The organism is Xanthobacter sp. 126, assembly GCF_000526175.1.
GTDB lineage: Bacteria > Pseudomonadota > Alphaproteobacteria > Rhizobiales > Xanthobacteraceae > Xanthobacter > Xanthobacter aminoxidans.
The window spans coordinates 2,071,398-2,092,842 of the sequence record NZ_JAFO01000001.1 but is presented as its reverse complement, the minus strand read 5'-3'; the positions used below and the strand labels follow the sequence as shown (position 1 = coordinate 2,092,842).

Here is a 21,445-nt window from a genome sequence, read left to right as displayed (position 1 = left end):
CCTCCGTCACTTCTTCTTGCCTTCCTTGCGGAAGATGAATTCGCCGGCATACTTGACGCCCTTGCCCTTGTAGGGCTCGGGGCCACGGAACTCGCGGATCTCCGCCGCCACCTGTCCGACCTTCTGGCGGTCGATGCCCGTGACCACCACTTCGGTGGGCTTGGGGGTGACGATCTGGATGCCCTCGGGGATCGCGTAGATCACGTCGTGGCTGTAGCCGAGCGAGAGGTTCAAATTCTTGCCCTGCACCGCCGCCTTGTAGCCGACGCCGGTGATCTCGAGCTTCTTCTCGAAGCCCTTGGTCACGCCTTCGACCAGGTTGGAGACCAGCGTGCGGGACATGCCCCACATGGCCTTGTGACGGGAGGTCTCGCCGTTCATCGAGAGCTTGATTTCCGAGCCCTCGATCTTGGCGGCGATTTCTTCCACCAGGATCACTTCCAGGGCGCCCTTGGGGCCCTTCACCTTCACCGTCTGTCCGTCCAGGCTGGCGGTGACGCCGGCCGGAATGGCGACGGGCAGCTTGCCGATCTTCGACATCTTGTCCTCCGTCGTCAGAACACGGTGAAGAGCACTTCGCCGCCGACGTTCTTGTCGCGGGCTTCGTGGTCGGCCATCACGCCCTGGGGCGTGGAGACGACGGCGATGCCGAGACCGTTGGCGACGCGGGGAAGGTTCTTGACCGCCGCATAGACGCGACGGCCGGGCTTCGACACGCGGGAGATCTCGCGGATCACCGGCGTTCCGTCGAAATACTTCAGCTCGATCTCGAACTCGGTCCGGCCGTTGCCGTGGTCGGTCGAGGTGTAGCCGCGGATGTAGCCCTCGTCGCGCAGGACATCGAGGACCGAGGCACGCAGACGCGAGCCGGGGGTCGAGGTCTTGTCCTTGCGGCGCATCTGGGCGTTGCGGATGCGGGTGATCAGATCGCCGATGGGATCAGTTACAGCCATCGTTCCCTCCTCACCAGCTCGACTTCACGAGGCCAGGAACCATGCCCTGGTTACCCAGCTCGCGCAGCGCGATACGGCTCATCTTGAGCTTGCGGTAGAAGGCACGCGGACGGCCAGTCACCTCGCAGCGGTTGCGGATCCGGATCTTCGCGCCGTTGCGCGGCATTTCCGCCAGCTTGAGGGTCGCCTGGAAGCGCTCCTCGATCGGCAGGGTCTTGTCATTCACGATCGCCTTCAGACGCGCGCGCTTCGCCGCCTGGCCGGTGGCCAGCTTGCGGCGGCGCTCGTTCGTCTCGATCGCGCTTTTCTTCGCCATCTTAAGCTCCTGTTCTCCGCGTCTGAGCAGCTCGTCCTGAGCCACTCACGGCCGGAAAATCAAATCCTCACTCGTCTCGTCGTCCGGCCCCGGCCATAAGCCGGAACCGAAGAGGCGCTTCGAGCGAAGCGCCCCTCATACCCGCTCACTGGCGGAATGGGAAGTTGAAGGCCTTCAGAAGCGCGCGGGCTTCGTCGTCGGTCTTCGCCGTGGTGCACACGATGATGTCCATGCCCCAGATCTGCTCGACGCGGTCGTAGTTGATCTCGGGGAACACGATGTGCTCCTTCATGCCCATGGCATAGTTGCCACGGCCGTCGAAGCTCTTCGGGTTCAGGCCGCGGAAATCTCGGACGCGGGGAAGAGCCACGGTCACAAGGCGGTCCATGAACTCGTACATGCGCGCCTTGCGAAGGGTGACCTTCGCGCCGACCGGCTGGTTCTCGCGCAGCTTGAAGTTCGAGATCGCCTTGCGAGCCCGGGTGATGACCGGCTTCTGGCCGGCGATCTGGGCGAGGTCCGCGGCGGCGGTCGTCACCTTCTTGGTGTCGGCGGTGGCTTCACCAACGCCCATGTTGATGACGATCTTCTCGATGACCGGCACTTCCATGGGGTTCTTGTAGCCGAACTGCTCGATCATCTTCGGCCGCACCACCTCGTCATAGAAGGTGCGCAGCCGCGCGTTGTAGGTCGCCTCAGCCATCGATCCTCTCCCCGGAACGCTTGGCCACGCGGACCTTGCGTCCGTCTTCCAGCACTTCGAAGCCGACGCGGGTCGGCTGGCCGTCCTTGGGGTCGGCAATGGCGACGTTCGACAGGTGGATGGGAGCCTCCTTGGAGATGATCCCGCCTTCCTGGTTCGCCGACTGGCGCTGGTGACGCTTCACGATATTGACGCCGCGCACGAGAGCCTTCTCGTCCTTCGGCATCACCTGAATGACCTCGCCGGTGCGGCCTTTGTCGCGGCCGGCGAGGACGACGACCTTGTCGCCCTTCTTGATCTTCGCGGCCATCACAGCACCTCCGGCGCCAGCGAGATGATCTTCATGTGGTTCTTGGAGCGCAGCTCGCGCGGAACCGGTCCGAAGATGCGGGTGCCCACCGGCTCCTTGTTGTTGTTGATCAGCACGGCCGCGTTCTTGTCGAAGCGGATGACCGAGCCGTCCACGCGACGGATGTCCTTGGCGGTGCGAACCACCACGGCCTTCATCACGTCGCCCTTCTTCACGCGGCCGCGCGGGATCGCCTCCTTGACGGACACCACGATGATGTCGCCGACGTGGGCATACTTCCGCTTCGAGCCGCCAAGTACCTTGATGCACATGACGCGACGGGCGCCGGAATTGTCCGCCACGTCGAGATTGGTCTGCATCTGGATCATGACGCACCTGTTCTCGTCATCCAGCGCCGCCGGATGACCGGCATTGCCTCAACCCTTGTTCGCCGTGCCCGCTCATCGGAACACGGTGTTGCCGCGGTGCGGTCTCCACTCGATCCCCCCTTGGGACGATCGACGGACCCGGCACCGGAGCCCTCCCGGCCGGACGATCCATCCGGACGGGAAACTCTCTTATCAGACCTCGGCGCGCTTTTCGCCCTGGATCACGATCCAGTTCTTCAGCTTCGAGATCGGACGGTGCTCCTCGATCCACACCGTATCGCCCACGTGCCAGTTATTGGCCTCATCGTGGGCATGATACTTCTTGGACCGGCGCACGGTCTTCTTGAGCAGCGGGTGGGTGAAGCGGCGCTCCACCCGGACCACCACGGTCTTGTCAGTCTTGTCGCTCACCACGACGCCCTGGAGCACGCGCTTCGGCATCGCTTCCTCACTTCGCCTTCTGCACCGGCGAACCGGTGCGCTTGTCGGTCTGCACGGTCTTGATCCGCGCGATGTCGCGGCGGATCTGCTTGGACCGCGCGGTATTCTCGAGCTGGCCTGTCGCCTTCTGGAAGCGCAGGTTGAACTGCTCCTTCTTCAGCTTCAGCAGCTCATCAGCGAGCTGATCGGGGCTGAGGGCCCGAACGTCCTCGGCTTTCATGAGCCTCTCCTCACTCGGCGATGCGCTGGATGAAGCGCGTCTTGATGGGCAGCTTGGCCGCCGCGAGGGTCAGCGCCTCGCGAGCGAGTTCGACGCTTACCCCATCGATCTCGAACATGATACGGCCCGGCTTGACGCGGGCCGCCCAATACTCGGGCGCGCCCTTGCCCTTGCCCATACGGACTTCCGTGGGCTTGGCCGACACCGGGACGTCGGGGAACACCCGGATCCAGACGCGTCCGGCGCGCTTCATGTGGCGGGTGAGCGCGCGGCGGGCCGCCTCGATCTGGCGGGCAGTCACGCGCTCCGGCTCGACGGCCTTGAGGCCGAACTCGCCGAAGTTCAATTCCGTGCCGCCCTTGGCAACGCCGTGAATGCGTCCCTTGAACTGCTTGCGGAACTTGGTGCGCTTGGGTTGCAGCATGGCTTGATCGCCTTCTCTCTAGCCGGCCGTCAAGCCCGGGAGCCGCGGTCGCCGCGGTCGCCACGATCGCGGTCACCGCGCTCGCGACGCTGGGGACGCGACGACGGACCAGCTTCCTGTTCGGCCTGGCGCTTGTCCTGCGCCATGGGGTCGTGCTCGAGGATCTCGCCCTTGAACACCCACACCTTGACACCGCAGGTGCCGTAGGTGGTGAAGGCGGTGGCGGTGCCGTAGTCCACGTCCGCACGCAGGGTGTGCAGCGGAACGCGGCCTTCGCGGTACCATTCCAGGCGCGCGATCTCAGCGCCGCCGAGACGGCCCGAGCAATTGATGCGGATGCCCTCCGCGCCGAGGCGCATGGCGGACTGCACGGCGCGCTTCATGGCGCGACGGAAGGCCACGCGGCGCTCCAGCTGCTGGGCGATGGACTCGGCGACAAGGCGCGCATCGATTTCCGGCTTCCGGATCTCGACGATGTTGATGAAGACTTCCGAGTTGGTCATCTCGGAGACCTTCTTGCGCAGCTTGTCGATGTCCGCGCCCTTCTTGCCGATGACCACGCCCGGACGACCCGAGTAGATGGTCACGCGGCACTTCTTGTGCGGGCGCTCGATCACCACCTTGGACACCGCCGCCTGCTTGAGCTGCTTCATCAGCATCTCGCGGATCTTGATGTCCTCGTGGAGCAGCTTGCCGTATTCGCCCTTGTTGGCGAACCAGCGGCTGTCCCACGTGCGGTTGATGCCGAGCCGGAGCCCGACCGGATTGACCTTTTGACCCATCAGGCCCGCTCCTCGACTTCCCGCACCACGATGGTGATGTGGGCAAAGGGCTTCTCGATGCGCGAGGCGCGACCGCGCGCCCGCGGCGAGAACCGCTTCATGACCAGTCCCTTGCCCACGTGGGCCTCGGCGACGATGAGATCGTCGACATCCAGCTCGTGGTTGTTCTCGGCGTTGGCGATCGCGCTCTCGAGGCACTTCTTCACGTCGCGGGCGATCCGCTTGGAAGAAAACTCGAGATCGGCGAGCGCCGTCGCCACCTTCTTGCCGCGGATCAGGCCCGCGACCAGATTGAGCTTCTGCGGCGAGACGCGCAGGTTGCGCGCCACCGCCTTGGCTTCGTTGTCCGCGAGCGCGCGGGGCTTTGCCTGCTTACCCATGACCGATCACCGCCGCTTCGACTTCTTGTCGGCCGCGTGCCCGTAGTAAGTCCGCGTCGGGGCGAACTCGCCGAACTTCTGGCCGATCATGTCCTCGGTGACATTCACGGGCACGTGCTTGTGACCGTTGTAGACGCCGAAGGTTAAGCCCACGAACTGGGGCAGAATGGTGGAGCGCCGGCTCCAGATCTTGATCACATCGCGGCGGCCCGAGCCCGCGGCAGCTTCCGCCTTCTTCAGCATGTAGCCGTCGACGAACGGGCCCTTCCAGACAGAGCGAGACATAGCTCAGGCCCTCACTTCTTGCGCTTGTGGCGGCTGGACACGATGAACTTGTCCGTCGCCTTGTTGCTGCGGGTCTTCTTGCCCTTGGTCGGGATACCCCAGGGCGTGACCGGATGACGGCCGCCCGAGGTACGGCCTTCGCCGCCGCCGTGCGGGTGATCGACCGGGTTCATGACGACACCGCGGTTATGCGGCATCCGCCCGAGCCAGCGGCTGCGACCCGCCTTGCCCAGCGAGATGTTCATGTGGTCCGGGTTGGAGACCGCGCCCACGGTGGCGTAGCACGCACCGTGCACGAGGCGCTGCTCGCCGGAGTTCAGGCGCACGATCACGTAGCCCTCGTCGCGACCCACGATCTGCGCGTAGGTGCCGGCGGAGCGGGCGATCTGGCCACCCTTGCCGATCTTCAGCTCGACGTTGTGCACGATCGTGCCGACCGGGAGCGAGGAGAGCGGGCCGGCATTGCCGGGCTTCACGTCCACGCTTTCGCCGGCGATCACCTGATCGCCTACCGCCAGGCGCTGCGGCGCCAGGATGTAGGCCAGCTCACCGTCCTCGTACTTGAGGAGGGCGATGAACGAGGTGCGGTTCGGATCGTATTCCAGCCGCTCCACCGTCGCCGGCATCCCGCGCTTGAGGCGCTTGAAGTCGACCAGACGATAGGTCTGCTTGTGGCCGCCGCCGCGGAAGCGGACGGTGATGCGGCCATTGTTGTTGCGTCCGCCCGAGGAACTCTTGCCCTCGGTCAGGGTCTTGACCGGCTTGCCCTTGTAGAGGCCGGAGCGGTCCACGATCACGAGCTGGCGAAGGCTCGGCGTGACCGGCTTGAAATGCTTCAGCGCCATGGTCTTATTCCGTTCCCCTCGGCTCTCAGAGGCCCGTGGTGATGTCGATCTTCTGGCCCTCTTCGAGGGTCACGACCGCCTTCTTGACGTCGCTCTGGACGCCCTTGCGGCCCTTGAAGATCTTCGTCTTGCCCTTGCGGACCAGCGTATTCACGCTCTTCACCTTCACGTCGAAAAGCTTCTCCACGGCCTCCTTGATGGAAGGCTTGGTGGCAGTCTTCGCGACGTTGAAGACAACCTTGTTCTGCTCGCTCGCGGTCGTCGCCTTCTCGGTGATGACGGGCGAGACGATCACGTCGTAATGACGCGGTTCGATATTGCGCGAGCTCATTTGAAGCGCGCCTCCAGCGCATCCACGGCGGCCTTGGTCAGGACCAGGGTGTCGCGGCGCAGGATGTCATAGACGTTGATGCCCTGGATGGGCAGCACGTCCACGTAGGGCAGGTTGCGCGCCGCGAGCGCGATATTCTGCTCCACCTGGGCGCCGTCCACGAACAGCACGGACGAGATGCCGAGCTTCTCAAGCCGCTCCTTGAGCGCCTTGGTCTTGGGATCGGCGAGGTTGGCGGTGTCGAGCACGATGATCTGCTCGGCCTTCGCCTTCGACGAGAGCGCATGCTTCAGCGCGAGGGCACGGACCTTCTTCGGCAGGTCGATGGCGTGCGAGCGCACCACCGGGCCGAAGGCACGACCGCCGCCGCGGAACTGCGGAGCGGACGCGGCGCCGTGACGGGCGTTGCCGGTCCCCTTCTGCTTGTACAGCTTCTTGGACGTGCGGTTGATTTCCGAACGGCCCTTGGTGCGGTGCGTGCCGGCCTGGCGGCGCGAGAGCTGCCAGGTGACACAACGGTGCAGGATGTCGGCGCGCGGCTCGAGGCCGAAGATCGCGTCCGACAGGGTCACGGAGCCGGCTTCGGAGCCGTCGAGCGTCTTGACGGTGAGTTCCATCACGCGCCCTCCTCATTGGCGGCTTCGGCGGCGGGGGCCGCGTCCGAACCGTTGCCGAGCTTGAACGCGCCGGGCTTGGGGGCCTCGGCGGGCAACCTCTTCTTCACGGCGTCGCGAACGGTGATCCAGCCACCCGCGTGGCCGGGAACGGCGCCTTCGACTGCGATGAGGCCGCGCTCGACGTCGGTCATCACGACCTTCAGGTTCTGGGTGGTGACGGTGACGTCACCCATGTGGCCGGGCATCTTCTTGTTCTTGAAGGTCTTGCCGGGGTCCTGACGGCCGCCGGTCGAACCGATCGAACGATGCGAGATGGAGACGCCGTGCGTCGCGCGAAGACCACCGAAGTTGTGGCGCTTCATGCCGCCGGCGAAACCCTTGCCGATGGTGGTGCCGGTGACGTCCACATACTGGCCCACGACGAAGTGGTCAGCGGTGATCTCGGCACCGACGGGGATGAGCCCGTCTTCCGGCACGCGGAACTCGGCCATCTTCCGCTTGGGCTCGACCTGAGCCACGGCGAAGTGGCCGCGCTCGGCGCGGGTCACGTTCTTGGGCTTGCGACGGCCAGCACCAAGCTGGACCGCAACGTAGCCATTCTTGTCGAGCGTGCGGTGGGCAACCACCTGGCAGCTCTCAACCTTCAGCACAGTGACCGGCACGTGCTCGCCAGCATCGGTGAAGATGCGGGTCATGCCGACCTTCTGTGCGATGACGCCTGACCGCATGGTCGTGTCTCCTCGCACCACGTCAGAGCTTGATTTCGACGTCAACGCCGGCGGCGAGGTCGAGCTTCATCAGCGCGTCCACCGTCTGGGGCGTCGGATCGACGATATCGAGCAGGCGCTTGTGGGTGCGCATCTCGAACTGCTCACGCGACTTCTTGTCGATGTGAGGCGAACGGTTGACGGTGAACTTCTCGATCCGCGTGGGCAGCGGGATCGGGCCGCGCACCTGCGCGCCCGTGCGCTTGGCCGTGGCGACGATCTCGCGCGTCGACGCATCGAGGATGCGGTGATCGAACGCCTTCAGGCGAATTCGAATGTTCTGGCCGTTCATGGCTCAATTGGCTCCAGGAAGAGGAAACGCGCACGCCGGTGCGCAGCGCGTTTCGTTCTTGTTGATCACTCGATGATGGCAGCGACGACGCCGGCGCCGACGGTGCGGCCGCCTTCACGGATGGCGAAGCGCAGCTTCTCCTCCATGGCGATCGGAACGATCAGGTGCACGTCCATCGACACGTTGTCGCCCGGCATCACCATCTCGGTGCCTTCGGGCAGCGTGCACACGCCGGTCACGTCCGTCGTGCGGAAGTAGAACTGCGGGCGGTAGTTGGTGAAGAAGGGGGTGTGACGACCACCCTCTTCCTTCGTCAGGATGTAGGCTTCGGCTTTGAACTTGGTGTGCGGCTTCACCGAACCCGGCTTGCACACCACCTGGCCACGCTCCACGTCCTCGCGCTTGGTGCCGCGCAGCAGGATGCCGACGTTGTCGCCGGCCTGGCCCTGGTCGAGCAGCTTGCGGAACATCTCGACGCCGGTCACGGTCGTCTTCACGGTCGGGCGGATGCCGACGATCTCGACTTCCTCGCCGACCTTGATGATGCCGCGCTCGACACGGCCGGTCACCACGGTGCCGCGGCCGGAGATCGAGAACACGTCCTCGATCGGCATCAGGAACGGCAGGTCGATGGGACGCTCGGGCTGCGGGATGTAGGCGTCGACCGCCTCCATCAGCTTCAGCACCGCGTTCTTGCCCAGCTCCGGATCGCCGTTCTCCAGCGCAACCAGCGCCGAGCCACGGATGATCGGGATGTCGTCGCCGGGGAAGTCGTACTTCGAGAGGAGCTCGCGCACCTCCATCTCCACGAGCTCCAGGAGCTCCGGATCGTCGACCATGTCGCACTTGTTCAGGAACACCACCAGCGCCGGAACGCCGACCTGACGGGCGAGCAGGATATGCTCGCGGGTCTGCGGCATCGGGCCGTCGGCGGCCGAAACCACCAGGATCGCACCGTCCATCTGCGCCGCGCCGGTGATCATGTTCTTCACATAGTCGGCGTGCCCGGGGCAGTCGACGTGCGCATAGTGGCGGTTCGCCGTCTCGTACTCGACGTGCGCCGTCGAGATCGTGATGCCGCGCGCCTTCTCTTCCGGCGCCTTGTCGATCTGGTCGTACGCCGTGAACGTCGCGCCGCCGGACTCCGCAAGGATCTTCGTGATCGCTGCCGTCAGCGACGTCTTGCCGTGATCAACGTGACCGATCGTGCCGATGTTGCAGTGCGGCTTCGAGCGGTTGAACTTCTCTTTGGCCATGGGACTCTCCGTTGGGTCTCGCTGGCGGGATCCGAAAGGGTGAGGTGGGGTTCAGGCCTCTACGCTCAAGCGTATTTGGCCTGGACCTCCTGAGCGACGTTCGACGGCACCTGCTCGTAGTGGTCGAACTGCATGGTGAAGGTGGCACGGCCCTGGCTGAAGGATCGCAGGGTGTTCACGTAGCCGAACATGTTGGCCAGCGGCACCATCGCGTTGATGACGTTCGCATTGCCACGCATGTCCTGGCCCTGGATCTGGCCACGACGGGAGTTCAGGTCCCCGATGACCGAGCCGGTGTAGTCTTCCGGGGTCACCACCTCGACCTTCATGATCGGCTCCAGCAGCACCGAGGTGCCCTTCTGCAGGGCCTCACGGAACGCCGCGCGGGACGCGATCTCGAACGCCAGAGCCGACGAGTCCACTTCGTGGAACGCGCCGTCGGTGAGCGTCACCTTGACGTCCACCACCGGGAAGCCCGCCAGCACGCCGGCGCCAAGCACGCTCTCGAGGCCCTTCTGGACGCCTGGGATGTACTCCTTCGGCACCGCGCCACCGACGATGGCGCTCTCGAAGGCGAAGCCCTTGCCGGCCTCGTTCGGCTCCACCGTGAACTTCACCCGCGCGAACTGGCCGGTACCACCGGTTTGCTTCTTGTGGGTGTAGTCCACCTCGGTCTTCTTCGTGAGGGTCTCACGATAGGCGACCTGCGGAGCGCCGATGTTGGCGTCCACCTTGTAGGTGCGCTTCAGGATGTCGACCTTGATGTCGAGGTGCAGTTCACCCATCCCCTTGAGGATGGTCTGGCCGCTCTCGAAGTCGGTCGACACGCGGAAGGACGGATCCTCGGCAGCCAGCTTCGACAGGGCGATGCCCAGCTTCTCCTGGTCGGCCTTGGACTTCGGCTCGATCGCAATCTCGATGACCGGCTCGGGGAATTCCATCTTCTCCAGGATCACGGCCTTGGCCGGATCGCAGAGGGTATCACCCGTGCGCACATCCTTGAGGCCGGCGAGGGCGACGATGTCGCCCGCATAGGCTTCCTTGATGTCTTCCCGGTTGTTGGCGTGCATCAGCAGCATCCGGCCGACGCGCTCACGCTTGTCGCGGGTGGAGTTGAGCAGGCCCATGCCGGTTTCCATCTTGCCGGCGTAGACGCGGCAGAAGGTGATGGTGCCGACGAACGGGTCGTCCATGATCTTGAACGCGAGGACGGAGGTCGGCTCGTCGTCCGAGGGAAGACGCACGGTGTCTTCCTCGGTCTTGAAGTCGATGCCCTTGATCGCACCGCGATCGATCGGCGACGGCAGATAGTCCACCACCGCGTCGAGCAGGGGCTGCACGCCCTTGTTCTTGAAGGCCGAGCCGCAGAACACGGGGTTGAACTTGCGGCCGATGACGGCGAGGCGGATCAGGCGCTTGAGGGTCGCCTCGTCCGGCTCGGTGCCGTCGAGATAGGCAGCCATGGCGTCGTCGTCGAGTTCGACGGCGGCTTCCACCAGCTTGTTGCGGTATTCGGCGGCCTTGTCGGCGAGATCCGCGGGGATCTCCTCGTCATGGTACTTCGCGCCGAGGGCTTCATCTTCCCACACGACCGCCTTCATGCGGACGAGGTCGATGATGCCCTTGAAGTTGCTCTCGGAACCGATCGGGAGCTGGCAGCACACCGGGTTGCCGGCGACTCGGTCCACGATCATCTCGACGCAGCGGTAGAAGTCGGCGCCGATCTTGTCCATCTTGTTGACGAACACGACGCGCGGCACGTTGTACTTGTCCGCCTGGCGCCACACGGTCTCGGTCTGCGGCTCGACGCCCTGGTTGCCGTCCAGCACGCACACGGCGCCGTCGAGCACGCGGAGCGAACGCTCCACCTCGATGGTGAAGTCCACGTGCCCGGGGGTGTCGATGATGTTCAGGCGCTTGCCCTGCCAGATGGCGGTCGTCGCGGCAGACGTGATGGTGATGCCGCGTTCCTGCTCCTGGGTCATCCAATCCATGGTGGCAGCGCCATCATGGACTTCGCCGATCTTGTGGCTCTTGCCGGTGTAATAGAGGATCCGCTCGGTGGTCGTGGTCTTGCCGGCATCAATGTGGGCCATGATGCCGAAGTTGCGGTAGTCCTCGATCGCGTGAGTACGGGGCATCGCTCAGTCCTCTCCGATCACCAGCGGTAATGCGAGAACGCGCGGTTGGCTTCGGCCATCCGGTGCGTGTCTTCGCGCTTCTTCACGGCGGAGCCGCGATTGTTGGCAGCATCGAGCAGCTCGGCGGAGAGACGCTCCACCATGGTCTTCTCGTTGCGGGCGCGGGCCGAGGCGATGAGCCAGCGGATCGCGAGAGTCTGGCGACGCTCGGTGCGCACCTCGACCGGAACCTGGTAGGTCGCGCCACCGACGCGGCGGGAGCGAACCTCCACCGCGGGAGCAACGTTCTCGAGCGCCTGGATGAAGACCTCGACCGGATCGTGCTTCGCCTTGGCCTCAACCACGTCGAGAGCGCCGTAGACAATGCCTTCGGCGACCGACTTCTTGCCGTCGCGCATGACGGAATTCATGAAGCGCGACAGGGTGGTGGAGCCATACTTGGCGTCCGGGATGACTTCGCGGCGCTCGGCCTTGTGACGACGGGACATCGTTCAGATCCTCACTATCACTTCGGCCGCTTCGCGCCGTACTTCGAACGGCGCTGCTTGCGGTTCTTCACGCCCTGGGTATCCAGCACGCCACGCAGGATGTGGTAGCGCACGCCGGGAAGATCCTTCACGCGGCCGCCACGGATCATCACCACGGAGTGCTCCTGAAGGTTGTGACCTTCACCGGGGATGTAGCCGATCACTTCGTAGCTGTTGGTGAGCCGCACCTTGGCGACCTTACGAAGAGCCGAGTTCGGCTTCTTCGGGGTCGTCGTGTAAACGCGCGTGCAAACACCGCGCTTCTGCGGGCTCGCCTGGAGCGCCGGCGCCTTGTCGCGCGCCTTCTGCGCTTCGCGCGGCTTACGGATCAGCTGGTTGATCGTCGGCATGTACGCCTTCGCCTCGTCCTGATCTGCGGCCTCGGCCGCATTCCTTCATTTCGACGACCCATTTGAAGGATCGCCACGACTGGCCCCGAAAGGGCCTGAATTCCCTTCGCACCAACGAACACGAAAGGCGCCGTCCACCGCCCAAAAGGGGGCAGACACGCCTTTCTCGCGACAGAGGATCACAACGCGCTATACCGGGGCTTTTTTTCCCGGCCGGCGCCGCGATCATGCACCTGAAGTTATCGCAGTGCTGTTCCTGGCAGCGTTTCGGCTTCAAGATTGGCCCTTCAAGCACTTGGAAGCGCTGATTTCGAAGGGAACAATCACTCAGACGCCGACCGCCTGCCGCGAAAGTGGGCTGCTTCTAACCGGAGAGTCGCCGAACGTCAATAAGGAACGCGCCGACTTTCCCGTAATTACGCGGCTTTGAGGCTTACGAAGCCGTGACCGCCGTCATAAATCGCCGCCACCCTGCCGGCAATTCATGTTTTTTTAACAAATGCCCCCGCCCGCGGTGCGGGAGGGGGCGATCTGAAAGGAATCAGGCCAGGAGGGCGGCGACGCCGTCGCGCTCTTCCAGCAGCTCCTTGAGGGTCTTGTCGAACTGGGTCTTGGAGAAGTCGTCCATGGGCAGGCCCTGGACCACTTCATACTCGCCCGCGGTGCAGATGGCGGGCATGCCGAAAACGATGCCCTCGGGCACGCCGTAGGAGCCATCGGAGGCCACGCCCATGGAGACCCACTTGCCGGCGGTGCCGTGGATCCAGTCATGCATGTGGTCGATGGCGGCATTGGCCGCGGAGGCCGCGGACGACAGGCCACGGGCCTCGATGATGGCGGCGCCGCGCTTGCCGACGGTCGGCAGCAGGGTCTCGCGATACCAGGTCTCGTCGTTGATGAGCTCCGGCAGCGGCTTGCCCTTCACGGTGGCGAAGCGGTAGTCGGCATACATGGTCGGGGAGTGGTTGCCCCACACCGCCACCTTCTCGATGTCCTTGCTCTCGACGCCGGCCTTGGCCGCGAACTGCGACAGCGCGCGGTTGTGGTCGAGGCGGAGCATGGCGGTGATGTTGCGGGCCGGCAGGTCCGGGGCGCTCTTGGCGGTGATGTAGGCGTTGGTGTTGGCCGGGTTGCCGACCACCAGCACCTTCACGTCGCGCTTGGCCACCTCGTTCAGCGCCTTGCCCTGGACCTTGAAGATCTCGGCGTTGGCGGAGAGGAGGTCGGCGCGCTCCATGCCCTTCGAGCGGGGACGGGCGCCCACGAGAATCGCGGCGTCGATGTCCTTGAAGGCGACCTTGGGATCATCGGTGATGACCACGCCCGCGAAATTCGGGAAGGCGCAATCCTCGATCTCCATCACCACGCCCTTCACGGCACCCTGCGCCTGCGGGAGGTCGAGAAGCTGGAGGATGACCGGCTGATCCTTGCCGAACAGGTCGCCGTTGGCGATGCGGAAAAGGAGAGAATAGCAAATCTGACCGGCGGCGCCCGTGACTGCGACGCGAACGGCGGGTTTGGTCATGAGAAGAAGCCCTTTGCCTTGGATGAGCCCCGAAGGCTCGGGCGCGCAATCTATGCTGCGGCGCGGCCGATGGAAAGGCGCTCGCGCGCCCCTCAATCGGCCATGCCGCACGACCTTCGGCTAGGGCGTGCCGCGCCGCGTCAGAGCACCACCACGTGATTGGGCATCTCGTTGCGGTCGTCGGGCTTGCGCGGGAGGGGGCCGGCGAGGAGGTCGCCGGCTTTCTCGACGCCGGCGACCAGCCCTTCGGCGAGGCTCCCCTGCCGGGCGCGGGCGGCCACCGCATCGCAGATGTCGCGCCACGCGGCGGCGCCCAGCGGGCCGTGCGCGGCATCGTCCGCCACCACCTCCACCAGGCGCTCGCGCGCGGCGGCGAAGATGAGGATGCCGGTGCGGCCCCTGGTCTGCGGGATGCCGTAGCTCAGGAAGGTCTCGATGGCCGCGTTGCGGGCCGCCGCCTTGAGCGCGAGGCGGGGCACAGCCTTCTCCGCCATTCCGGGCATGAGCAGCGCGGCGGCGAGAATGACGAACAGCATGGCTTGCAGCGCCAGCGCCGAGAGCGCCGGCATGGGATAGGCGAGAACGATGAGCCACGGCAGCACCAGCGCCGCCAGCGAGGCCCACAGGATGGAGAAGAAGGGATGCTGCACCAGCGGCGCCCGCGTCACCACCACGCGGATTTCGGCCGATGTCTTCCCCTCGGCCAGCGTCACCGCCTCGGCGATGCGCTGCAGCGCGTGCTGTGGCAGGCCGTAGCGGCCCGCATCCTGGGTGGTGGTCGTCGTGGCGGATTGCTGGTTCACGCGAGCCCCTCCCCTGCACTGGCGCGACCGAAGTTTGCAGGTGCGCGGTAAAATCGCAAGGGCGGGCCTACCAATCCCCAGACGCGCCGCCGCCACCGGAGGAGCCGCCGCCGCCCGACCAGCCCCCGCCGGAGGAACCGCCGGACCAGCCGGAGCCGCTGCCGGTGCCCCATTCCCACGAGATCGGACCGCCAGCCACCGCGCCGCCGCGCCGCCTGCGGGCCGCAGGGCCGCCCGGCCCGCCGCCGCGCATGACGCGCCAGATGATGAAGCCCATGAAGATGACCATCACCGCGAAGAAGATGAGGTTGTCCACCTCCTCCTCGGTCCAGTCGGAGGATTCCAGCTGTTTCGCCCGCGCCTTCGCCTCGTCCGGATCGAGGTTCAGGATTTCGAGGATGGCGTCCGTGCCCTTCACGATGCCGGCCGCCATGTCGCCGGACTTGAAGGCGGGCACGATGGCGTTACGGATGATGGTCGCCGACACCGCATCCGTGAGGATGCCTTCGAGGCCGTAGCCCACCTCGATGCGCACCTTGCGCTCCGCGGGGGCGACGAGGAGGAGCACGCCGTTGTTCTTCTTCGCCTGCCCGATCTGCCAGGTGCGGAACAGGCGGTTGGCGTAATCCTCGATGGAGGTGCCCTGCAGCGAAGGGACGGTGGCAACGACCAGTTGGTCGGTGGCCTTCGCCTCCTGCGCCGCCAGCTTGGCATCGAGCGCGGCAAGGGTGCCGGGATCAAGCACATGGGCTGCGTCCACCACCCGTCCGGTGAGGGGCGGGAAGGTCAGTTCCGCCCATGCGGGCGCGACGGCTACGGGCGCGACGGCGAGGCACAGCGCCAGAAGGCCGGCCAGCGCGAGCGCGAAGCCCGCGACCGGTCTGTGGACCGCAAAGGCGCGCGGCCGGCCCATCTGGTGGCCCATCGCCGTCGCTCCCCGCTCAGTTGAACTTCACCTTCGGCACCTGCATCTGCTGCTCGGAGATGGTGAAGGTCTCCATGGGCTTGTAGGCGCGATAGAGGGTGGCGGCCCACAGGGCGCCCGGGAAGGTCTTCAGCTCGGTGTTATAGACCCGCACCGCCTCGATATAATCGCGCCGCGCCACCGCAATGCGGTTCTCCGTGCCCTCGATCTGCGACTGCAGGGCGAGGAAGTTGGCGTTGGACTTCAGGTCCGGATAGGCCTCCGACACCGCGATCAGCCGCCCCAGCGCGGACGACAGCCCCGCCTGCGCATCCTGGAACTGCTTGAACTGCGCCGGATCGGTGACGGTGGAGGCATCGACCTTGATGGAGGTGGCCTTTGCGCGGGCCTCGATCACCGAGGTCAGCACGTCCTTCTCCTGAGCGGCGTAGCCCTTCACGGTCTCGACGAGATTAGGAATGAGGTCCGAGCGGCGCTGGTACTGGTTCAGCACCTCGCTCCACGCCGCCTTGGCGCGCTCCTCCTCGGTGGGAATCACATTGATGCCGCAGCCCGCCAGCGTCAGCGCGGCCAGCATGGCGAAGAGCGGCGCCCGCAGGCGGGCAAATTCACGAAGAACGATGGACATGGTGACCCCTCCCCTGTCGCCGTATCCCGGCAGCGGCGTGCTTATAACACGGCAAAGGTCGAGAAAGGTTCCGGGACAATCCGGAGCCCCCATCCTCACGCCTTGCCCAGATACCCCGGCAGATCCTGCGCCTCGTCCAGCAGCGACACCTTCACCGCCAGCTTCTCGGCCAGCGCGATGTCGGTTTCCAGCAGCCGCGTGGTCATGAAGGAGCGGTAGTAATTGCCCCACATGAATTCCTGGAACGGCGTGTCCTCGTTGGCATAGGCCTTCCCGCGCACGCCGCGGGCGAGCGTGCGCCAGGGATTGTCGGTGAGCTCGCTCACATGGCCAGGGATCTTCAGGCAGGGACGGCGGTTGCCGTCCACGTCGATGGGCCAGCACAGGCCCTCGGTCTCCATGCGATGCCAGAAGGCCTTGAGGTCGAGGCTGGACCAGTCGGCCCGCGCCTCGCCCAGCAGCACGGTCTCGTCGCCGACGGCGAGGAGCGCCCGGCACAGATGGTGATGATCGATGATGTAGAGCCGGCGCTTCGGCCCCACGACGTAGGGCACCGGCCGACTCTCCTTCAGCGTCCTCAGCTCGCGGCGGGAGAGCTTGCGCATCTGCGCGGCCCGCCGCTCCACCTCCTGCAAGCCCAGCGTCAGCTGGGTGGGGTTGAGCGCCGCGATGTCGATCTCGGTGAGGTCCGCCATTCGATTCCCTGCCCTGCCTGCGCGACGGCTGGAGCAGGCCCGAAAACGAAGGCGGCGGCAACCCGTGCCGGGTGCCGCCGCCAAGCTTCAACGACCGGGGATGGATCAGCCGGGAGAGATCATCTTCTCCGGCCGCACCACCTCATCGAATTCCTCGTTGGTCACATAGCCGCCGCCCACGGCCTCCTCGCGCAGGGTCGTGCCCTTCTTGTGCGCGGTCTTGGCGATCTTGGCGGCGTTGTCGTAGCCGATCTTCGGGGCGAGCGCGGTGACGAGCATCAGCGAACGCTCCAGCGCTGCCTTGATGTTGTCCTCGCGGGCCTCGATGCCCACCACGCAATTGTCGGTGAAGCTGATGGCCGCATCGGCCATCAGGCGCACCGACTGGAGGAAGTTGTAGGCCATCACCGGATTGTAGACGTTGAGCTCGAAATGGCCCTGGCTGCCGGCGAAGGTGAGCGCGGCGTTGTTGCCGAATATCTGCACGCAGACCTGGGTCAGCGCCTCGCACTGGGTGGGGTTCACCTTGCCCGGCATGATAGAGGAGCCGGGCTCGTTCTCCGGCAGCGACAGCTCGCCGAGGCCGGAGCGCGGGCCGGAGCCGAGCAGGCGGATGTCGTTGGCGATCTTGAACAGGGAGGCCGCCACCGTGTTGATGGCGCTGTGCGAGAACACCATGGCGTCGTGGGCGGCGAGCGCCTCGAACTTGTTGGGCGCCGAGGTGAAGGGCAGGCCGGTGATGCCGGCGATCTGCGCCGCCACCTTCTCGGCGAAGCCGACCGGGGCGTTGAGGCCGGTGCCCACGGCGGTGCCGCCCTGGGCCAGCTCCATGAGGGCCGGCAGGGTCATCTCGATGCGCTTGATGCCGTTCTCGACCTGCTGGGTGTAGCCGGAGAATTCCTGGCCCAGCGTCAGGGGCGTCGCATCCTGGGTGTGGGTGCGGCCGATCTTGATGATGTCCTTCCACTCGGCCGACTTGGCGGCGAGCGCGCCGTGCAGGTGCTTCAGCGCCGGCAGCAGGCGGTGGACGATCTCCTCCGCGCAGGCGATGTGCATGGCGGTGGGGTAGGTGTCGTTGGACGACTGACTCATATTGACGTGATCGTTGGGATGCACGGGCTTCTTGGAGCCCATCTCCCCGCCGAGCATCTCGATAGCCCGGTTCGAGATCACCTCGTTGGCATTCATGTTGGACTGGGTGCCGGAGCCGGTCTGCCAGACGGCCAGCGGGAAGTGGGCGTCGAGCTTGCCCTCGATCACTTCCTGGGCGGCGGCGACGATGGCGTCGGCGAGCTTGGGATCGAGGCGGCCGAGGTCGCGGTTCACTTCCGCCGCGGCGCGCTTGACGATGCCGAGGGCGCGCACCACCGGCAGCGGCTGCTTCTCCCAGCCGATCTTGAAGTTGCCGAGCGAGCGCTGCGCCTGCGCGCCCCAGTAGCGGTCGGATTCAACCTCGATGGGACCGAATGTGTCGGTCTCTGTACGGGTGGTCATGGCGGGCCTTTCCTTAAGACGCGGGCGCGCGGCTCTTAGCACAGCTCACGCCCGCTGGGGGAGGCGGACCTCCACCCTAAAATAGTTCCAGAGAGGTAGCGGAGGGATGTTACCTCCTTGGAATTTAGCCATATCTTGACCGTGCTCAATGAGGTAAAATTCCTCTGCGGGCTAAGTGGCCTGACGCGTGACGCCGGCCGTACAGAAGATCATCTGCCGTCGGCGCGGAGGAATCCGACGGCAAGGTGAGGCAAGCGTTGGGCGACGTGGTCAATCTTCACCGGGCGCGCAAGGCGCGGGCCCGTCAGGCGGCTGATGCGGCAGCCAGCCAGAATCGGATCCGATTCGGTCGGACCAAGGCTGAGCGTCAGCAACAAGCGGACGAGCACGCGCGGCAAGAGCGCCACCTTGAGGGCCACGCCCTGACCGAGAGGGATGAACATGAAAAGCCCCGTGGTTAAAAGATCCATCGTTATTGCCGGGCACAAGACCAGCGTCAGTCTCGAGGATGCCTTCTGGGAGGCTCTGAAGGAGATTGCGAGCGGCCGCCGGCTTACCCTGTCCGATCTCGTGGCGACCATCGATTCCGGCCGTTCGCAGGGGAATCTCTCCTCCGCCATCCGCCTGTTCGTGCTCGACCATTATCGCGGCGCCGCCACCCAGGCGCGCGCCCAGGCCGCAGGAGAACGTCTCCAGGTCTCCAGCCCTCCCGTTGCGTAAGCGCGAGGTCAACCTTATCTGCGGACTGAGCTGACCGCGCATCGCGTTGAAAGGCGGTGCGCGGTTTCCTATAACCACCTGGCCCGGCGGGGCAGGCCTGACGCGGCGTGCCACGTCCAGGTCCTTCCCGCCGAACGGGTTTGCCCGGCAGATGTGCTCCCCAGCGGAGTCGTTTGCCTCGGGCGACCCGCTGCGGGCGGCGTGCTAGCGTGCGGCCAGTCCGCATCCGCGCCGGTGGCAGGATCAGCGACGCGGGTGCCGGTGGCGGCACCGCCCACGGGAGACGACGGATGTCGTGGAAGAATCAGAGTGGCGGCCCATGGGGTAATGGGCCGCGGGGTCCCTGGGGTTCGGGACCCTCTTCATCGGGACCGACGCCGCCAGACCTTGAAGACCTGATCCGCCGCAGCCAGGACCGCCTGCGCTCCATCATGCCCGGATCCTTCGGGACCAACGGCATCATCCTCGTCATCGCGCTCGTGGTGGCCGGCTGGTTCCTCTCCGGCTTCTATCGCGTGCTGCCCGACGAGCAGGGCGTGGTGCTGCGCTTCGGCAAGTTCGTCGGCATCACCCAGCCGGGCCTCAACTATCACTGGCCCTATCCCATCGAGAACGTGCTCACCCCCAAGGTGACGTTCGTCAACCGCATCGACATCGGCATGCGGGTGAGCGAGGACCCCCGCCGCAACGGCACCCGGACCACCGACGTGGCCGAGGAGAGCCTGATGCTCACCGGCGACGAGAACATCGTCGACGTGGACTTCTCGGTGTTCTGGGTGATCAACAACGCCGAGGAATACCTGTTCAACGTGCAGAATCCCGAGGGCACCATCAAGGCCGTGGCCGAGAGCGCCATGCGCGAGGTCATCGGCCGCACCAACATCCAGCCCATCCTCACCGGTGCCCGCCAGGGCATCGAGACCGGCGTGCAGGAGCTGATGCAGCAGGTGCTCAACGGCTACAAGGCCGGCGTGCAGGTCACCCAGGTGCAGATGCAGAAGGTCGATCCGCCGAGCCAGGTCATCGACGCCTTCCGCGACGTGCAGGCCGCCCGCGCCGACGCCGAGCGCGCCCAGAACGAGGCGCAGACCTACGCCAACCGCGTGCTGCCCGAGGCCCGAGGCGAGGCCTCCCGCGTCGAGAATGCGGCCCAGGCCTATCGCGAGCGGACCGTGGTGGAGGCCCGCGGCCAGGCCGCCCGCTTCCTCAAGGTCTATGACGAGTACCAGAAGGCGAAGGAGGTCACGCGCCAGCGCATGTACCTCGAAACCATGGAGCGTGTGCTCGGCAGCGTGGACAAGGTGCTGGTCGATCCCTCCGCGGCCCGACAGGGCGGCAGCGGCGTCGTGCCCGTCCTGCCCCTGACCGACACGATCCGCCGCGCCCCGGCGCCGGCCACGCAGCCCCAGGGAGCCGCCCGATGAGAAATCCGGTCTTCGGCGGCGTCATCGCCGTCCTCGGCGTCATCGCCCTCGTCCTCGTCTATTCGTCCGCCTTCATCGTCAGCCAGACCCAGCAGGCGCTGGTGCTGCGCCTCGGCGAGCCGCTGGCGCCCGTGACCTCGCCCGGACTGCACTGGAAGGTGCCGTTCATCGACAGCGTGGTCTATATCGACAACCGCATCCTCGACCTGGAAAACCCCCAGCAGGAAGTGATCGCGGCGGACCAGAAGCGCCTCGTGGTGGACGCCTTCGCGCGCTACCGCATCACCAACCCGCTGCGCTTCTACCAGTCGGTGGGCACGGTGCAGGGCGCCAATTCCCGCCTCTCCACGGTGCTCAACTCGGCGCTGCGCCGGGTGCTCGGCGAGAACACCTTCATCAGCGTGGTGCGCGACCAGCGCGAAGGGCTGATGCGGCAGATCAACGAGCAGGTGAACCGCGAGGCGGCCAACTTCGGCATCACCGTGGTGGATGTCCGCATCCGCCGCGCCGACCTGCCGGAAGCCAACAGCCAGGCGGTGTTCCAGCGCATGCAGACCGAGCGTCAGCGGGAAGCGGCGGAAATCCGCGCCCAGGGCAACGAGGCCGCCCAGCGTCTGCGTGCCCGCGCCGATCGCGAGGTCACCATCGTGGTGGCGGAGGCGACATCCAAGGGCGAGCAGCTGCGCGGCGAAGGCGACGCGGAACGCAACCGCATCTTCGCCGATGCCTACCAGCGCGACCCGGACTTCTTCGCCTTCTACCGCTCCATGCAGGCCTATGAGGCGAGCATGAAGTCGTCCGACACCCGCATGCTGCTGGCGCCGGATTCGAACTTCTTCCGCTTCTTCCAGAACCCGACGGGAGTGCCCGCGGCAGGCGCGCCCGTCGCTCTGCCCGCGGCCGGCAACTGACCGGCCCGGCAG

31 protein-coding genes are annotated in these 21,445 nt (G+C 65.8%); 4 read left to right on the top strand and 27 right to left on the bottom strand.

Going from position 1 to position 21,445, the window contains the following annotated elements:
- Positions 1-6 precede the first annotated feature (6 nt).
- The 27 genes from rplF to fumC all read right to left on the bottom strand — a co-directional run bounded on the left by rplF (position 7) and on the right by fumC (position 18,378).
- On the bottom strand, positions 7-540 hold the full coding sequence (gene rplF / locus XAN126_RS0110000; RefSeq protein WP_024278455.1) for a 50S ribosomal protein L6: 534 nt from the start codon (positions 538-540) through the stop codon (positions 7-9).
- Between the two features lie 14 nt (positions 541-554).
- Entirely contained in the window at positions 555-953 is a 399-nt protein-coding gene (rpsH, locus tag XAN126_RS0109995) for a 30S ribosomal protein S8 (RefSeq protein WP_024278454.1), read from the bottom strand.
- Positions 954-963: 10 nt separating this feature from the next.
- Entirely contained in the window at positions 964-1,269 is a 306-nt protein-coding gene (gene rpsN / locus XAN126_RS0109990) for a 30S ribosomal protein S14 (protein ID WP_024278453.1), read from the bottom strand.
- Positions 1,270-1,414: 145 nt separating this feature from the next.
- Entirely contained in the window at positions 1,415-1,972 is a 558-nt protein-coding gene (gene rplE / locus XAN126_RS0109985) for a 50S ribosomal protein L5 (RefSeq protein ID WP_024278452.1), read from the bottom strand.
- Positions 1,965-2,282: a 50S ribosomal protein L24 gene (rplX, locus tag XAN126_RS0109980; protein WP_024278451.1), complete on the bottom strand. Its 318-nt coding sequence runs from the start codon at positions 2,280-2,282 to the stop codon at positions 1,965-1,967. The genes rplE and rplX overlap by 8 nt, the downstream gene beginning before the upstream one ends.
- The gene (gene rplN, locus XAN126_RS0109975) at positions 2,282-2,650 is read right to left on the bottom strand and encodes a 50S ribosomal protein L14 (protein WP_024278450.1); all 369 of its coding nucleotides are present in this window, start codon (positions 2,648-2,650) and stop codon (positions 2,282-2,284) included. Before rplN ends, rplX begins: the two co-directional genes overlap by 1 nt.
- Positions 2,651-2,842: 192 nt before the next feature.
- Entirely contained in the window at positions 2,843-3,091 is a 249-nt protein-coding gene (gene rpsQ / locus XAN126_RS0109970; RefSeq protein ID WP_024278449.1) for a 30S ribosomal protein S17, read from the bottom strand.
- A gap of 7 nt (positions 3,092-3,098) precedes the next feature.
- On the bottom strand, positions 3,099-3,311 hold the full coding sequence (gene rpmC, locus XAN126_RS0109965) for a 50S ribosomal protein L29 (RefSeq protein ID WP_024278448.1): 213 nt from the start codon (positions 3,309-3,311) through the stop codon (positions 3,099-3,101).
- A gap of 10 nt (positions 3,312-3,321) precedes the next feature.
- A complete protein-coding gene (gene rplP / locus XAN126_RS0109960) occupies positions 3,322-3,735 on the bottom strand; it encodes a 50S ribosomal protein L16 (RefSeq protein ID WP_024278447.1) in 414 nt (137 codons plus the stop codon).
- Between the two features lie 29 nt (positions 3,736-3,764).
- Complete coding sequence (rpsC, locus tag XAN126_RS0109955) at positions 3,765-4,517, bottom strand: 30S ribosomal protein S3 (RefSeq protein WP_024278446.1); 753 nt, start codon at positions 4,515-4,517, stop codon at positions 3,765-3,767.
- A complete protein-coding gene (gene rplV, locus XAN126_RS0109950; protein WP_024278445.1) occupies positions 4,517-4,897 on the bottom strand; it encodes a 50S ribosomal protein L22 in 381 nt (126 codons plus the stop codon). Before rplV ends, rpsC begins: the two co-directional genes overlap by 1 nt.
- A 6-nt stretch (positions 4,898-4,903) precedes the next feature.
- The gene (rpsS, locus tag XAN126_RS0109945; protein ID WP_024278444.1) at positions 4,904-5,182 is read right to left on the bottom strand and encodes a 30S ribosomal protein S19; all 279 of its coding nucleotides are present in this window, start codon (positions 5,180-5,182) and stop codon (positions 4,904-4,906) included.
- An 11-nt stretch (positions 5,183-5,193) separates the two neighbouring features.
- Complete coding sequence (rplB, locus tag XAN126_RS0109940) at positions 5,194-6,027, bottom strand: 50S ribosomal protein L2 (RefSeq protein ID WP_024278443.1); 834 nt, start codon at positions 6,025-6,027, stop codon at positions 5,194-5,196.
- Between the two features lie 25 nt (positions 6,028-6,052).
- Entirely contained in the window at positions 6,053-6,358 is a 306-nt protein-coding gene (locus XAN126_RS0109935) for a 50S ribosomal protein L23 (protein ID WP_024278442.1), read from the bottom strand.
- Positions 6,355-6,975 (bottom strand): 50S ribosomal protein L4, encoded by a 621-nt coding sequence (gene rplD, locus XAN126_RS0109930; RefSeq protein ID WP_024278441.1) that lies wholly within the window; start codon positions 6,973-6,975, stop codon positions 6,355-6,357. The genes XAN126_RS0109935 and rplD overlap by 4 nt, the downstream gene beginning before the upstream one ends.
- The gene (gene rplC, locus XAN126_RS0109925) at positions 6,975-7,703 is read right to left on the bottom strand and encodes a 50S ribosomal protein L3 (RefSeq protein WP_024278440.1); all 729 of its coding nucleotides are present in this window, start codon (positions 7,701-7,703) and stop codon (positions 6,975-6,977) included. Before rplC ends, rplD begins: the two co-directional genes overlap by 1 nt.
- 22 nt (positions 7,704-7,725) lie before the next feature.
- Positions 7,726-8,034, bottom strand: coding sequence for a 30S ribosomal protein S10 (gene rpsJ, locus XAN126_RS0109920; RefSeq protein WP_012113701.1), 309 nt, complete (start codon positions 8,032-8,034; stop codon positions 7,726-7,728).
- Positions 8,035-8,099: 65 nt separating this feature from the next.
- Complete coding sequence (gene tuf, locus XAN126_RS0109915; protein ID WP_024278439.1) at positions 8,100-9,290, bottom strand: elongation factor Tu; 1,191 nt, start codon at positions 9,288-9,290, stop codon at positions 8,100-8,102.
- A gap of 65 nt (positions 9,291-9,355) precedes the next feature.
- Positions 9,356-11,431 (bottom strand): elongation factor G, encoded by a 2,076-nt coding sequence (gene fusA / locus XAN126_RS0109910; protein WP_024278438.1) that lies wholly within the window; start codon positions 11,429-11,431, stop codon positions 9,356-9,358.
- 17 nt (positions 11,432-11,448) lie between these two features.
- Complete coding sequence (gene rpsG, locus XAN126_RS0109905; protein WP_024278437.1) at positions 11,449-11,919, bottom strand: 30S ribosomal protein S7; 471 nt, start codon at positions 11,917-11,919, stop codon at positions 11,449-11,451.
- A gap of 17 nt (positions 11,920-11,936) precedes the next feature.
- Positions 11,937-12,308, bottom strand: a complete 372-nt coding sequence (gene rpsL / locus XAN126_RS0109900; RefSeq protein WP_012113697.1) for a 30S ribosomal protein S12 — start codon at positions 12,306-12,308, stop codon at positions 11,937-11,939.
- 541 nt (positions 12,309-12,849) lie between these two features.
- Entirely contained in the window at positions 12,850-13,833 is a 984-nt protein-coding gene (locus XAN126_RS0109895) for a malate dehydrogenase (RefSeq protein WP_024278436.1), read from the bottom strand.
- Between the two features lie 140 nt (positions 13,834-13,973).
- On the bottom strand, positions 13,974-14,636 hold the full coding sequence (locus tag XAN126_RS0109890; RefSeq protein WP_024278435.1) for a TPM domain-containing protein: 663 nt from the start codon (positions 14,634-14,636) through the stop codon (positions 13,974-13,976).
- 67 nt (positions 14,637-14,703) lie between these two features.
- Positions 14,704-15,561 carry a TPM domain-containing protein gene (locus XAN126_RS0109885; RefSeq protein ID WP_245272238.1) on the bottom strand — a complete coding sequence of 286 codons (858 nt, stop codon included), beginning with the start codon at positions 15,559-15,561 and terminating at the stop codon, positions 14,704-14,706.
- Between the two features lie 16 nt (positions 15,562-15,577).
- Positions 15,578-16,189: a LemA family protein gene (locus XAN126_RS0109880; RefSeq protein WP_024278433.1), complete on the bottom strand. Its 612-nt coding sequence runs from the start codon at positions 16,187-16,189 to the stop codon at positions 15,578-15,580.
- 95 nt (positions 16,190-16,284) lie between these two features.
- Positions 16,285-16,884, bottom strand: coding sequence for a ParB-like protein (locus XAN126_RS0109875; RefSeq protein WP_024278432.1), 600 nt, complete (start codon positions 16,882-16,884; stop codon positions 16,285-16,287).
- Positions 16,885-16,989: 105 nt separating this feature from the next.
- On the bottom strand, positions 16,990-18,378 hold the full coding sequence (fumC, locus tag XAN126_RS0109870) for a class II fumarate hydratase (RefSeq protein WP_024278431.1): 1,389 nt from the start codon (positions 18,376-18,378) through the stop codon (positions 16,990-16,992).
- 245 nt (positions 18,379-18,623) lie between these two features.
- Between fumC and XAN126_RS27705 the strand changes: the two genes are divergently transcribed.
- The 4 genes from XAN126_RS27705 (at position 18,624) to hflC (ending at position 21,433) form a co-directional block, all read left to right on the top strand.
- Positions 18,624-18,839, top strand: a complete 216-nt coding sequence (locus tag XAN126_RS27705; RefSeq protein WP_309298293.1) for a DUF4169 family protein — start codon at positions 18,624-18,626, stop codon at positions 18,837-18,839.
- Positions 18,820-19,098: a ribbon-helix-helix domain-containing protein gene (locus tag XAN126_RS0109860; protein WP_024278429.1), complete on the top strand. Its 279-nt coding sequence runs from the start codon at positions 18,820-18,822 to the stop codon at positions 19,096-19,098. The genes XAN126_RS27705 and XAN126_RS0109860 overlap by 20 nt, the downstream gene beginning before the upstream one ends.
- 290 nt (positions 19,099-19,388) lie before the next feature.
- Positions 19,389-20,522 carry an FtsH protease activity modulator HflK gene (hflK, locus tag XAN126_RS0109855; protein WP_024278428.1) on the top strand — a complete coding sequence of 378 codons (1,134 nt, stop codon included), beginning with the start codon at positions 19,389-19,391 and terminating at the stop codon, positions 20,520-20,522.
- On the top strand, positions 20,519-21,433 hold the full coding sequence (hflC, locus tag XAN126_RS0109850) for a protease modulator HflC (protein WP_024278427.1): 915 nt from the start codon (positions 20,519-20,521) through the stop codon (positions 21,431-21,433). The genes hflK and hflC overlap by 4 nt, the downstream gene beginning before the upstream one ends.
- Positions 21,434-21,445 lie beyond the last annotated feature (12 nt).